The organism is Rufibacter immobilis (assembly GCF_003721565.1).
GTDB lineage: Bacteria > Bacteroidota > Bacteroidia > Cytophagales > Hymenobacteraceae > Nibribacter > Nibribacter immobilis.
Genome location: NZ_RJJE01000002.1, coordinates 455,196 through 468,323, shown reverse-complemented (window position 1 = coordinate 468,323; position 13,128 = coordinate 455,196). Strand labels below are relative to the sequence as shown.

Below are 13,128 nucleotides of genomic sequence, written 5' to 3'. Positions count from 1 at the left end.
AACAAAAAATTGAATGAAGTGCCAAACAGAATTGGCAATACCCTTGGGCTCTAAGCAAGTAAGGTCGCCTTTAAACTCAACTCCTACGCATAGATTATAGGATTTGCGTTTAGGGGCCGTTTTTAGAAAAATAGCCTCTAAACGCAAATCTCGTTACTCCCGCACCCTTACCCGCACAAATGAGGGCACATCTTTCCGTGAGTCTGAAAGTTTCACCTCCGTGATAGGTCCTGTTTTCACCTTTACTCCGGCAGCGTCATCTAACACCACCGACTTTTTTCGCCAACCCTCTAAGCTGGAAACATCAGTTACTTCATCGGTGCCTTCGCCTCCATAGAGGTGCACATAACTGCCTTTGGCGGCGGTGCCTTTCACATCAAAGATGTCGTTCCCGCCTAGCCCGTATAGATGGATCTTCTCGGTTTCGCTTGCAAAGAAGGTTCGGCTGTAGACTTTTGACTTGTTCACATTCCCCTCGCCCATTCTGAACACTTCTACCACAGTTCTGCCCTGCGAGAGACGCTGCACCACAAAGCGGTCTGCGGCATCTGAACCGGGTACCATTACTTCCTTTGCCAGTATGGAGTAATATTCTTCGGCTACCTGCACCAGTAGTTTTCTCCTGCTTTTCAGTTTGGCAAATGTCTCTTCGCCCACCAGCTGGTACACCGGGGATGGCAGTTGTTTCACAGCCGCGCTCAAGACAGAATCAGACAGGGCTGTTTGCATCTCCCGGGCAATTCTCTTGAAATCTGTTAAGGTAACCTCAGACAGGGCACGGGCATCCAGAAAGGCGGCATTAATGGTTAGCCCATACACATCATGGAAAGACGCATGAAAAGACTCAAACTTACGGGCGGCAAATTTACGGGTAGCCAGCCAGGGAATCACGCCATCGTCATAGAGGCAGAGGGCCTGGTCACGGTCTTTGGGCACCGGTTTGTACCAGGTTTCTTTTCCTTGCACGTACACCGCCCAGTCCCATTGGCCCTCATGCCGGTCCCAATCGCTCAGGAGCATGTCCAGGAGGCGGGCGCGGGCAAAGGCCCACTGGTCTATGCGGTGCTGGCTGGACCGGAAACGGCGCGCCAACATTTCCTCTGAGCTGACTAAATCTGTGGCTGCGCCGAATTCTTTGGTCAGGGAGGCTTTGGAGGTGAATTTCTCTTCCATCAGAAACAACTTGCTCCCGAAGAGGTAGGCGTACTGCTTAAAACTCTTGTCTGAGGGCCGCACGTACACCAGCCTGGGCGATGGGTGGAACACGCCCACGGCCTGGGCCAGCGGCGCTACCACCAAAGCTGCGTATGGGTTGGTGGCCGAAACCTGGTCCCGCACAAAGGACCCAACCAAGGTTTTGCGCCAGAAAGGAGACAACACACTCACCGGATCTTTGTCTAAAGAGCGCAGGGCGAAACGCCGGCCCGAGGAATCTGTAAGGGTGAGGCTGGTGGTTTGCATACCGCCGCCCAGTTTCTCAATGGCCAGTCCTCCCTCGGCTTCATCCATGTGGAAAACTTTGGCTTTCACCGGTACGGCCCACACCGGGCGGTAATGCTTCCCCAGAAAGAACATGCCTACTTTACTTAATTGGTAATGCGCACCAGCGCTAACCAGCACGCTGTCTTGCAGTATCTGCGTGGCGTTGTTTTCCCCAAAGAAGACGGCGGGGGCATCTGTTTGTTCAGTAGCCTGATCAGCAAAAAAGAAAGTCACCAATCCGTACAGGATCAACACCCCTACCAGTGTCCGTAAAATCCTTTTTTTCATGGAAGCGTGTTAACTAGAGTACAGCTTTACCTCAAAACAGGGGCAAAGGTTCTGGCAGAACCGGGCGGCGGTGGTAGTGGTTTGCAAGGAAAACCGGCAGAAAACCTATACCTTTAAGCCAAGGCGCACCGTGGCTAACCTTGCGGTTGGTCCCTGCGTTATAAACCAACTACCCAACCTTAATTCTACACTTATGGCAAACAGTGCTACCTACACCGGCATTACTCCAGATCTGTACAACCAATTGCGCGATAAATTAGGCGCAGCCGGTATTGAGCTGGCTGGCAACAGCGGACGCGTTTCCAAACAAGGCGTTACGGCTGATTATGCCTACGAAGAAGCTTCGCAGACCCTGCAAATCAATAACGTACAGGTAAGCTTTCCGGCTAGTATGATGTTCAGCCCAGATAAGATTATCCAGAAAATAAACGAAGCGGTGCGCGGCGCCGGCGGGCAGGTGGCATAACTTGTCTTAAAAAGCACGACCTAAGCGGCTGTGTTTGCGTATAGAAATCCCGGTCTTGTGCCTTAGCTGGCCAGGCCGGGATTTTTTTATTTGTAAGACTTCAACCTCTCAAGAGACACAACCACTATGGAACAGACACCCAATACCTCTACTCAGCTTGTACAGCCAAAAGACTTCGCCAGAACCGTTGAGTCCATTGTACATGTATACCAAGGCAACCATGACGTGCTGCCAGATTTACTCTCAGACGCAGGCAGAATGCTCCTGAAAGTGCGCGAGAAAATGACCCCGGTACAGTTGGTGCTGTCTGTGGCGGCCGTTGCCATTGGCGCTATTGTGCTGGTGTCTTACGGCAGCAACCACCAGTTCTCAGAGGCTCAGGAAGTGAAGGAATAGTCCTTTATCACCCTCTAGGGCAAACGGCCCCGCCTGTGCAGATAGGCGGGGCCGTTTGCTTTTACCCTATTAGGCTCATCTACTTTGGGGCTATTTTCAGAAAAACGGCCCCTAAACGCGTTCGCGCTGACGCAAAAAGTAACTTCATATTCTCCTTACATTCCTTCCTATAGAAAACTACCCGCCAAGGCACTCTCCCCGGCAGATTTGTGTTTTCTTTGCACAGCTTCCCTATGGCAAAGAAGAAGAAAAGGTATTCTGTTTTGGGGAACACGCCGCTCACGGCCCAGGAGCGCGTTAGCCGCTATATGCGTGGCAACAAAAGCAAGAACACCCAACCTGAGCTTAGGCTGCGTCGGGCCCTCTGGCAGAACGGGCTGCGCGGCTACCGGATCCATTGGAAGAACCTCCCGGGCAAGCCCGATGTCTGCTACCCCGGCCGTAAACTGGCCATTTTCCTGCACGGCTGTTTCTGGCACCGCTGCCCTCACTGCCTGCCGGCCATGCCTAAAACCAACCTGCCCTTCTGGGCTGAGAAATTTACCCGCAACCAGGAACGGGACAGACAAAACCGCGAGAAGCTGAAAGCCGCCGGTTGGCAGGTACTGGTCATCTGGGCGTGCCAGTTGCAGCAAGATCTGGAAGGCTGCCTCTTCACCATCAAGGCGCTGCATGCGGGGGTACCGGAAAGCTATTGGCTGGAGGCGGCGTAATTCCTGGTTTTCATCCTTCGGATTAAGAATGCATTAGCGTTTAGGGGCTGTTTTTCTAAAAAGGGCCCCTAAACGCCAAGGCAAGAAACACTGGTGTTCCCATCTTTGGCTTCTTTTGTTAAGAACCACCTTCACTTCGTATACATCTATCTCTTCCCAGACTTACCGGGCATTTCGGTTATTCCCTTACTCCTCTTGCCAATTCAGCGGCAAGCCGAGTTTTCTGGCAGAATAGCCGGCGGCGGAAGCGTGGAGTTTGGGCAGCAAATTGCTCATTTGTTGAGCAAACTCCACGTGCAGGTCTTCATGTAACCTATCCAGTTTCTGGAGCGCTTCTTCGGTGCGTTTGGCCAGGAAAAGTCCCAGCGCTTCATTGGCGCCGGTTAGGGTATGCAGTAGCTCTTTCTGGTGAGACAATACCTGGTTCAGGAGCAGCAGCAGCAGTGACACTTCGCCATAAGCATCATGGGTTACTTTAACGTGGTTGCTGATGACCGGGCATACTTGCCGCAGCCCTATGAGCAGCTCTGAAGCATTATAATAAAAGCCCTGGGCCACCGTAGTGATCTGGTGTTGCAGCGCCTCGCGCCGAGTTTCTAACCCCTCGGGGCCTTCCAATAACTCAAAGGCCAGCTGCTCCTGCAGGAGTTGGTTGGGCGTGAGCAACTGGAGCAGCAATTTATCTTTTCGGGCGGCAGGAAGGCTCAGGATTGCTTTCCGTAGTTCTTTTTCTAGTGCGGGCATAAGAAAGGTTCTCTGTTGGCAGAACAAAAGGCAGGTACTATCTATTCCATTTCAGGCCTATTTTTCTCCGGTGCCCCAACAAGCGCAGCCGCCGCGCAGAAAACCCGAAGATACAATTAACCTTATGCTACCCAAACTGCGTAAACAGCCGCAAACGAACCTTACAAGGTCAGCTTTTCCACGTTAACCTCATTCTGTTTTGGGCCTGTTTCTCAAAAAAGAGCCCCTAAACAGGCAGAGGCTGCCAGTACCTTATTAAAAATGAACATGAAAAAAACTTTACCCTTAAGGGTAATCCTATTGCAAGTCTGCGTCTGGGCATGCTGCGCGGTCCCAGCCTGGGCACAACTGCCTTCCCTACCGTCTGGTGCGCCTTCCTATACCGTAGTACTGGCGGGCAGGTGGTCGCCGGGAGAAAGCACGGCCGCACCTTTACCTCTGCTGCAGGAACAACTGAGAGCTGCCGGAGACAAGAGCGCGGTGGTGTTTATGGGCAATCCGTTCCAGCCGGCCAGGCTGCCCGGCGTTTCTGCCGCCAACCGCAAAGAGCTGGAAAGCCAACTACAGCGACAACTGGGTCATTTGCAGGGCTACAGCGGCAAGATCATTATTTTGCCCGGCGAGCATGACGCCAAAGGAAGTCTGGTGCAGGAAGTTAGAAACCAGGAGCGCTACATAGCCCAGTACCTGCAGAACGAGAAACTGTTCCTGCCGGAAAACCACTGCCCCGGCCCCTCTGAGATAGCCCTCACCGACGATGTGCACCTGCTCATCATGGACACCCAGTGGCTCATGCCTAACCGCCGCATGGACGAGGAAGAGGAACAGCGCGGCTGCCCTACCACCGGCGGAACCGCTACGCTGGCGGCCTTAGATGATGTGCTGCGCAGCAACGAAGACAAAAACCTGCTGGTGGCCATGAGCGTGTCGCCGGAAATGAGCAGTCTGGAACATCGGATCATGGTGCGTCAGCTTTCCCAGATGTATGCCCAGCACAAAGGCCTGGTGCACGCCGAAGGAAACTCTGCCGCCCTCTCGCACCGTACGCAGGACAGCATCCACTACGTGAGCACCGGTTTTGGTTTAAACAAATTAAAAAACTCCAAGGGCGCCGCTCCTGTGTTTTCCCAAGCCACCGCCGGGTTTGCCAAGCTACTGTACTTCGCCAACGGCGAAACCTGGCTAGAAATCTGGACGGCGCCAGACGCGCAGAGCCGCCAGGGACAAGTAGCCCACAGAGCGCTACTTTCGCGCAAGCCCACCACCAAGCAGATGGAGGCCAGCATCAAAAAGATGAACCTTTCGTTTGCAGGCCAAAAATCGGCGTTGCCCGCCAGCCAGGTATACAAGGGCAGCGGCTTCAGGGAATGGCTGCTGGGCCGCAACTACCGCCCAGAGTGGGAAACCCCGGTTTCTTTACCGGTCTTTGATATTGGCGCGCAGCAGGGCGGGCTTAAAGTAGTACAGCGTGGCGGCGGGTTCCAGACGGTTTCTCTGCGCCTGGAAGACAGCACCGGCCGGCAGTATGCCTTGCGGTCTGTGGAGAAGTACCCAGATGCGGCGCTCCCCCGCATCCTGCGCCATACCCTGGCCGCCGACGTGGTGAAAGACCAGATCTCGGCCTCCCACCCGTACGGTTCCCTGGTAGTCCCCAGATTAGCCGATGCCGTGGGCGTATACCATACCAACCCTAAGTACTTTGTAATTCCGGAAGACCCCAGGTTTGGGAAATATCTGAAAGGCTTCGCCAATACCATTGGCTTGTTTGAGGAACGACCCGATGAAGACATGTCAGACATTGCCAGCTTCGGGAATTCCAAGAACCTGGTGGGCACCGACAAAGTGCTGGAAAACACGCTGGAAGACCAGAACGATGAAGTAGACCAACGGAGCGTGCTGCGGGCCCGCCTCCTGGACTTCTTCATTGCCGACTGGGACCGCCACGATGACCAATGGCGCTGGGCCGAGTTCAAGAAAGAAGGCAAGGGTAAAATCTACAAACCCGTGCCCCGCGACCGTGACCAGGCGTTCTTCGTGAACCAGGGGGTGATTCCTAATATTGCCAGCCGCCGCTGGATTCTGCCCAAGGTGCAGGGCTTTGATGAAAGCCTCCGTGACATCAAAGGCTTCAACTTCAACAACCGCTACTTTGACCGCTCTTTCCTCACGGAATTGGAGCGCGAAGACTGGATTGCCATGGCAGACTCTGTGCGGGCCGGCCTAACCGATGAAGCCATTGAAGAAGCCGTTCGGCAATTGCCACCGGAGATCTACCAGATTTCCGGGGAGCGTTTGGCCAACACCTTGAAAGCCCGCCGGGCCTACATCAAACGTGATGCCGAGGAATACTATGAGTTTCTGGCCCAGAAGGTAGACGTGGTTGGTACAGACCAGGAAGAACGGTTTGAGGTGCAGCGTGAACCCGGTGGGGCTACGTTGGTTACCATTTACAAAAAAGGCGCAGATGCCTCGCCAGAAAACCAGCTGTACAGACGCCGTTTCCTCCCAAATGAGACCCGTGAGATTAGGTTGTACGGTTTGGGCGGTGCCGATGAATTCAGCGTACAGGGCCAGGCCGCAGACGGCATACGCTTGCGCATCATTGGCGGTCAGGGCGAAGACAGAATCACGGACAGTTCCAGCGTGGTTGGCCTCCGCCGCCTCACGTATGTCTATGATGATCCCAAAGGCACCCAATTCCAATTAGGCCCTGAAGCCCGAAATCTTTCGCGCCGCGGACCAGTGGAATACAACCGGCAAAGCTTCCGATACAATTACCTGGGGCCGCTGGCCTCTATTGAGTTCAACCGCGATGACGGTGTCTTGCTGGGTGCCGGAGTACTGCTCAAGACGCAGGGCTTCCAGAAAGAGCCGTACGGCATGATGCAGCGTCTGGTGGGTTCTTACGCCTTCAACACTCAGTCTTTTCTGGTGGACTACGCGGCGCACTTCCCGCAGCTTAGAATGGGGCTGGACCTGAAACTGAACGTGAATTTCAAGAGCCCCGGCTTTGAGCAGAACTTCTTCGGGCTGGGCAATGAGACAGCCTACAACCCAGACATTGACATAGAAAATTACCGGTACCGGTCATCGCAGCTTTACGCCAACCTGCTGGTGGGCCGCAAGCTCAGCGACTATGAAACGCTCTTTGTGGGTCCGGTCTTCCAGACGGTGAACGTAGAACGCACGCCCGAAAGGTTTCTGGAACGCCAGCTGGCCAACACAGAACGGGCCGCAGATTATTTTGAGCCCACTTCCTATGCCGGTGCCCGCATTGAGTATGTGTTAGACTCCAGAGATTTACCGGCCTTACCGGCCAAAGGGGTTTATTGGCAAGTTGCCGCAGACTTGTTGAAAGGAACAAACCAGCAATCCTCAGACGTGGCCCGGGTGCATACGCAGTTCGCGGTGTACAAAACCCTCCGGATACCGCTGAAACTGACCCTGGCTACCCGCTTTGGCGGCGGCCACACCTTTGGCGACGGTTTTGAGTTCTTCCAGGCCCAGACACTGGACGGCCCCACCACCCTGCGCGGTTACCGCCGCAACCGGTTCAGTGGGCAGACCAGCCTCTACAACAACACCGAGGCCCGCTTGCGTCTGTTCAGCTTCACTACGTACCTGTTCCCAGCCTCATTGGGCGTGTTCGGGTTCCATGACGTAGGCCGTGTCTGGATGGACAATGAAGACTCCAACAAATGGCACACCGGCTACGGTGGCGGGGTATGGCTGTCGCCGCTGAACCAGGTGGTGATCTCTGTGGGCTACGCGGCCTCACAGGAAGAAAGCCTGCTCTTGATTAGAGCCGGGTTCCAGTTCTAACCAACACCTCTTAAAAACAGAAAGGGCTGGCCATATGGCCAGCCCTTTCTGTTTAGGGGCTCTTTTTCTCAAAAAAGCCTTAAAACGCTTAGTTCAGGAAAATAGAGAACAGTTCAAACCGGTTAGAGGAAAAGCTCCAGTGCGAAGGCGATGGGTGAATCTCTTCCCCTGCCTCATCAATGATGGTCACTGCCATTCCTTCCTCTTGGTTGAGAGGCTCCGTAAAGTGTTTTACAATATACACGTGTCCTTCTTCAATCCATTCCTCAGGATCAAAGCTGGGCAAAGTGGCGTCAATACACTTGGCATATACCGCCATATAGCTAGGTGGATAGATCAGATTTACCATGTCTTGTTAACTATAAACAGGTGAGAAAAATTCCGGCGGCGCGTGTGTCTTCTTTCTTCGCTGGTGACCAACCCCTCTGTTTCCTTCACACGCTTTGCCGGGTATTAGCATGACTAGTATACGCAGCATTTTCTAAAATTCCAACTGCTCCGTATAATTTCCATTCTCAGAGACACCCTCTTTCCCTTCTGTTCGTACAAACACAAGCCGGTTTAGCTGGCATTTATTTCTTTTTGAACTATAAACCATACTACACCATGGAAAACGACAATAAGTATAACGAGAAAGAAAAACTGCCCCAGGGAAAAGAAACGGCCGGTGACCTGAAGCAAACACCAGAAGAGCCCGGTGCCGGTACCAATGACAAAGCGAGCTTCCAGCAAGGCGGCCAGCAACCGGGCAACAGCCAGGGAGGCCAGGGTGGCAGCACCGCTGACGGAGAGAAAAACTCCCGCCACGACTCCGGCGATGAGATGAGCGTGTTTGGCCGTATGGATAGTTAATCCAGACTGCTAGAGACTATGCAAGATCAGTTAAGCAACCTCCTGCGGCAAAAGCAGCACTCCTGCTTTAAGGTGGCACCAGGTGTCATGGGCATGGAAATTGTTTTCGTGAACCTGTATTACGTAGAGAATCCAGACAAATCCTGGGTGCTCATAGATGCAGGCCTGTACGGCTCCGCCGATAGAATCAGAAAAGCCGCCGAGGACAAGTTTGGCAAAGGCAATCCGCCCAAAGCCATCTTGCTCACCCACGGCCACTTTGACCACGTAGGCGCCCTGCAAACCCTAGCCGACATCTGGCAGGTGCCGGTGTACGCCCACCCGCTGGAGTTGCCTTACCTGACCGGACTTTCCAGCTATCCGCCGCCAGACTCCAGCGTGGGCGGCGGCGGTATGGCTTACCTTTCGTTCATGTACCCAAAGAAGCCTATCACCTTTAAAGGGAGGCTGGAGCTGCTGCCCTCAGACGGTTCTGTGCCGTTTCTGCCGGAGTGGAAATGGCTGGAAACGCCGGGCCACTCGCCGGGGCACGTTTCGTTCTTCCGGGAGCATGACCGGGTGTTGCTGGTAGGCGATGCCTTTGTGACCCGCAAACCAGAATCCGCCTTGGCGGTACTCACTCAGAAGCAGGAGATCTGCGGCCCGCCCGCGTATTTCACCCCAGACTGGGAAGCGGCCCGGGCATCGGTGCGCAAGCTGGCGGAGCTGCATCCTGCCATTGCCGCCAGTGGCCACGGGCTGCCCATGCAAGGCTCAGAACTCACGCAAGGCCTGTCTGACCTGGCGCGGCTGTTTGACCAATTGGCCATTCCCAGCAAAGGCAGGTATGTCCCGGAACCCGCCATCACAGACCGGCACGGAGTGGTACAATTGCCCCCCGCGGTAAACAATACCGTACCTAAAGTGTTGGCCACCGCGGGTTTGGTTGCGCTGGCTGGTTTGGCTACCTATGCTTTGACCAAACGGCGCAAAAGCAGAACGTATTCCCGCGTTAAGAGAACGTGGCCAGGTTATGCGGCTGGTAATACTTCACACCACACACCCTCTGAGCCAGAGAAAGACTATTCTTCAGACTCCCTCAACCCAGCCCTTACTGTTACCAACAATTATCCGTAGGCTGGCATAAAGCAAAAAGGGAGAGGGCGCGCAGATGATCTGTGCGCCCTCTCCCTTTTTATGGGCATTGGTGTTGCGTTTAGGGCCCGTTTTTGGAAAAAGAGCTCCTAAACGCAGCGTTTATAGGCCAATTGCCTTCCGCTTTAAGGCGGTGAACTCATCATGGGTGATGGTACCCTGCTCCAGCATCTGCCGAAGACGCTCAATAGTGGCAATATCTTCCTGGATGGGACTATTGCCCATGATTGGTGACTGATAGTTGTCCTGCGTCTGCTGACGCTGCTGCCGGTTGCTGTAGAAGCGGTTCTCATCAAACTGCTCGCGGCTGTAGAAGTCAGCGTTGGGCGAAGTGGTGGCCGCCGCAGATTGCTGCGTATACGCTTGCCCGGGGCTGGTAACGGCGTGCATCACCCGATACTCATAGTCTGCGTCTACGGCCCCGCCTCTGTAGAACGGGAAACGGGACAGGGAAGCTTGGTCCATGGTCACAAACACCTGGTCACCGTCATCATCTAGCTGCGCGGCACCAATGGGCACCAGAATATGGCGGGCATCGGTGTCTGGCAAAATATGGTTTTTATCTACGTCTACGTCCAGGTAGCGCACCTTCATCAGTTCGCGGTCCACAATGAGGTCATCTACTTTACCCAAGCGTTTCCCGTCTGAGCCGATCACTTCCCAACCTCTCACATCCAGGTTTCGGTCGGCTACTTTAAAATCTTTCAGGTCATGCAAAGGGGCAAGCCGGGGCAGCCCATCGTTTGATTTATAGGTCATGTTGGTTTTGCGTTAAGGGAGACTGATTAATGGGACAGGAACACGGGGGCAATTGGTATTACCATTCCGTTGGTGGGTGCGCCCGTGGTGGCTGGGTTTCCGCCTTTAGATTCAAAGACATATTTGTACAGAATCCAGCCCACCAGCAGCAGGATGAGCAGCACTATTATCCAGCTCCAGCCAGAGCGCTTTTTTGGTTCAATATTGATTTCGGCCATAGTTTTAGTTAGGTTAGGTCAATGCGGCAGCGCCACTTACTTGCGTACGAAGCTTTTCTACAGAGGTTTATACCCAGCGGGTTCCTCTGCCAGTACGCACAAACCGCACCGCCCCAAGACCGCTACCCTTGGCTGCGACAGGTGAATACAGGAGCAATAATTTAAGCCGAAGTTGGCAAGCCGCCATGGTTCCCGTTGCCGCCTGCACAGGCGCTTCTAACGCAGCAGCGCCGTTTAGGGGCTGTTTTTGGAAAAACGGCCCCTAAACGGCGCTGGTACCTGTACTATGTAATACGGATGTTAATTCCCCGCCTGCTCCCCCGGAATCTTAGGAAACTCTATGAACTCACCCTCGGGGCTGAAGAGCATGCTGAGGGGCTCTGCCGGATCGCGCAGAATGTCTTCCTGCGTAATGCCCCATTTGGCCCAAACGGTGGCCAGCAACTTGGCATAAGACGTGTGCTGCCAGGGATTGAAGATCACGTTGGTGACATCATCAATGAGCGTATCCATGACCAAGTGATCGTCCTGGGGCTTTACCGGCCTAAGCAGGTAATCTGGCACTACGTTGAGCAGATAAGCGGCGTAGAAGACACGGGCACTGAACTCGGCAGCCTGGATAGGCTGCAACTGCCGGGGCTCTATGATGTCCCAAACGCGCCGCAATGACTGTTTGATCATGCCGTTGTCCAGCAGGCAGCACACAACAAGCGCATTGTCTATCCTTACGCTGAACATCATGGTAGACAACTCATCCCTGAACTCAAACCTCAGAGGCTCCGCGGAAGCGTCTACGTCTATGATGAAGAGCGAGCAAGGCAGGAAATCTGAGAACTCTATGGGCACTCGTATGGACTGCAGCACTCTAAAGAAGGACTGAAACTTGAGCAACATCTTGGGCTGCTCGCTCACCGCATATTCTGGCCGCACCAAAGGGTTCTGTTCTTTGATGAGCTCGGTTACCAGAGTTCCGTAGAACATTTTCCCCAGCCACTGAAAAAGCACTTTTTCTTCCAGCCCCCTGAGTCCTGTCACTCCTTGGCTAAGCGCCTGCCGCACTTTTTCCTCCAGCGGATCCAGCACCTGGGTCTGGCATTGGTGGCAGCACGGGATTTTCAGGTCCTGGTAAGCGATAATGCTCTGGTCCAGCATGCGCAGAAGTTCCTGCCCAAAGCCGTATTTTTCCATAAGCCAAGCCGGGAAAACCGGCGTCTGCTGATCCTGGGTAATGGTGGTGCCACAGGAGAAACAGATATGGTGGCCAAAGCGCATCTCATCAAACGGATCAAAAATGGTTAGGTGCTGCTGCATAAGAATACGGGAAACCGAAGCTAAAATTACGCGGCAAAGGTACACATTTACGTGGCTTAGGGCCTACCTTTGCTTTGGTGGCACCCGTTAAACCAGCGCGTGGCAAAACCCGGCATGGAACTTGCAACGGCAGCAGAAACACAAATCAATAACCGCTATGAAAACCGCACTCGCTTTCGCCTCTGCCTTTTTACTGTCTTTCTTTGTTTCTTCTGCCCAGGCCCAGCAGAACGCCTTGCCCCCTTTGGTTACTACCTCCGGTGTGGGTGAGGTACGGGCAACACCAGACCAGATCACGTTCCAGACGGGGGTTGAGATCAGAGCGAAGACCTTGGAGGAAGCCCGGCGCGAGGCTGATAAGCGCACTACCGCCCTCATCAGCTACCTGAAGAAAAACGGGGTGGAAGACAAGCACGTGCAGACGGCCTATCTTTCTATTCAGCCCATTTACTCTGGGGAGTATGGCCAGACCACGCCTCAATCTTACATGGCTACCCGCTCTATCTCAGTGACTCTTACCAAGCTGAACAAATATGACGAGCTCATGTCTGGGCTTTACAATGCCGGGGCCAACCGGGTAGACGGCATCAGCTACCAGAGCACTCAACTTAAGAAGCACCAGGAAGAAGCCCGCAAAAAAGCAGTGCAGGAAGCCCGCCAAAAGGCCGTTTCCCTTGCCTCTGAATTAGGCGCTAAAGTGGGCAGACCTTACCAGATCAATGAAGGTGGCAGCAACGCCCCGGGGCCCATTATGTACAAGAGCATGATGGTTCGGCAAGAAGCAGCCATGGACGGCGGAGGAAACACCTTGGCGCTAGGCGAGCTGCTGATCACCTCTACCGTTGAGGTAAGCTTTATTCTGGAGTAAACCATAACCTTATTTTTTATAGATGCAGGAACTCCGCGGGGAAGAGAAGTTAAACTGGCTTCTCTTCCCCGCGGA

Annotated in this window: 13 protein-coding genes; 7 read left to right on the top strand and 6 right to left on the bottom strand. The window is 54.0% G+C overall.

The window, feature by feature from the left end:
• Window positions 1-153 precede the first annotated feature (153 nt).
• Window positions 154-1,770, bottom strand: coding sequence for a hypothetical protein (locus EFA69_RS04475; RefSeq protein WP_148041260.1), 1,617 nt, complete (start codon window positions 1,768-1,770; stop codon window positions 154-156).
• A 193-nt stretch (window positions 1,771-1,963) separates the two neighbouring features.
• On the opposite strand from EFA69_RS04475, the gene EFA69_RS04470 reads away from it, so the two are divergent.
• The 3 genes from EFA69_RS04470 (at window position 1,964) to EFA69_RS04460 (ending at window position 3,345) form a co-directional block, all read left to right on the top strand.
• Window positions 1,964-2,236 carry a hypothetical protein gene (locus EFA69_RS04470; protein ID WP_148041259.1) on the top strand — a complete coding sequence of 91 codons (273 nt, stop codon included), beginning with the start codon at window positions 1,964-1,966 and terminating at the stop codon, window positions 2,234-2,236.
• A gap of 126 nt (window positions 2,237-2,362) precedes the next feature.
• Window positions 2,363-2,632: a hypothetical protein gene (locus tag EFA69_RS04465; RefSeq protein WP_123131877.1), complete on the top strand. Its 270-nt coding sequence runs from the start codon at window positions 2,363-2,365 to the stop codon at window positions 2,630-2,632.
• A gap of 233 nt (window positions 2,633-2,865) precedes the next feature.
• Window positions 2,866-3,345 carry a very short patch repair endonuclease gene (locus EFA69_RS04460; protein ID WP_123131993.1) on the top strand — a complete coding sequence of 160 codons (480 nt, stop codon included), beginning with the start codon at window positions 2,866-2,868 and terminating at the stop codon, window positions 3,343-3,345.
• Window positions 3,346-3,531: 186 nt separating this feature from the next.
• Here the strand turns inward: EFA69_RS04460 and EFA69_RS04455 are convergent, their stop codons facing one another.
• Window positions 3,532-4,089, bottom strand: coding sequence for a hypothetical protein (locus EFA69_RS04455; protein ID WP_148041258.1), 558 nt, complete (start codon window positions 4,087-4,089; stop codon window positions 3,532-3,534).
• 267 nt (window positions 4,090-4,356) lie between these two features.
• Between EFA69_RS04455 and EFA69_RS04450 the strand changes: the two genes are divergently transcribed.
• Window positions 4,357-7,911 (top strand): BamA/TamA family outer membrane protein, encoded by a 3,555-nt coding sequence (locus EFA69_RS04450; RefSeq protein WP_183906692.1) that lies wholly within the window; start codon window positions 4,357-4,359, stop codon window positions 7,909-7,911.
• 88 nt (window positions 7,912-7,999) lie between these two features.
• On the opposite strand, the gene EFA69_RS04445 is transcribed toward EFA69_RS04450, so the two are convergent.
• Window positions 8,000-8,260 carry a hypothetical protein gene (locus EFA69_RS04445; RefSeq protein WP_123131874.1) on the bottom strand — a complete coding sequence of 87 codons (261 nt, stop codon included), beginning with the start codon at window positions 8,258-8,260 and terminating at the stop codon, window positions 8,000-8,002.
• Window positions 8,261-8,517: 257 nt separating this feature from the next.
• On the opposite strand from EFA69_RS04445, the gene EFA69_RS04440 reads away from it, so the two are divergent.
• Window positions 8,518-8,763, top strand: coding sequence for a hypothetical protein (locus EFA69_RS04440; RefSeq protein WP_148041257.1), 246 nt, complete (start codon window positions 8,518-8,520; stop codon window positions 8,761-8,763).
• Window positions 8,764-8,781: 18 nt separating this feature from the next.
• Window positions 8,782-9,879 carry an MBL fold metallo-hydrolase gene (locus EFA69_RS04435; RefSeq protein WP_245964493.1) on the top strand — a complete coding sequence of 366 codons (1,098 nt, stop codon included), beginning with the start codon at window positions 8,782-8,784 and terminating at the stop codon, window positions 9,877-9,879.
• Window positions 9,880-9,999: 120 nt separating this feature from the next.
• On the opposite strand, the gene EFA69_RS04430 is transcribed toward EFA69_RS04435, so the two are convergent.
• The 3 genes from EFA69_RS04430 to EFA69_RS04420 form a co-directional block, all read right to left on the bottom strand.
• Entirely contained in the window at window positions 10,000-10,656 is a 657-nt protein-coding gene (locus EFA69_RS04430) for a PRC-barrel domain-containing protein (protein ID WP_123131872.1), read from the bottom strand.
• Between the two features lie 26 nt (window positions 10,657-10,682).
• Window positions 10,683-10,874: a hypothetical protein gene (locus EFA69_RS04425; protein ID WP_123131871.1), complete on the bottom strand. Its 192-nt coding sequence runs from the start codon at window positions 10,872-10,874 to the stop codon at window positions 10,683-10,685.
• Window positions 10,875-11,174: 300 nt separating this feature from the next.
• Window positions 11,175-12,185 carry a hypothetical protein gene (locus tag EFA69_RS04420; protein WP_123131870.1) on the bottom strand — a complete coding sequence of 337 codons (1,011 nt, stop codon included), beginning with the start codon at window positions 12,183-12,185 and terminating at the stop codon, window positions 11,175-11,177.
• A 157-nt stretch (window positions 12,186-12,342) separates the two neighbouring features.
• On the opposite strand from EFA69_RS04420, the gene EFA69_RS04415 reads away from it, so the two are divergent.
• Window positions 12,343-13,053: an SIMPL domain-containing protein gene (locus EFA69_RS04415; protein WP_123131869.1), complete on the top strand. Its 711-nt coding sequence runs from the start codon at window positions 12,343-12,345 to the stop codon at window positions 13,051-13,053.
• Window positions 13,054-13,128: the final 75 nt, after the last annotated feature.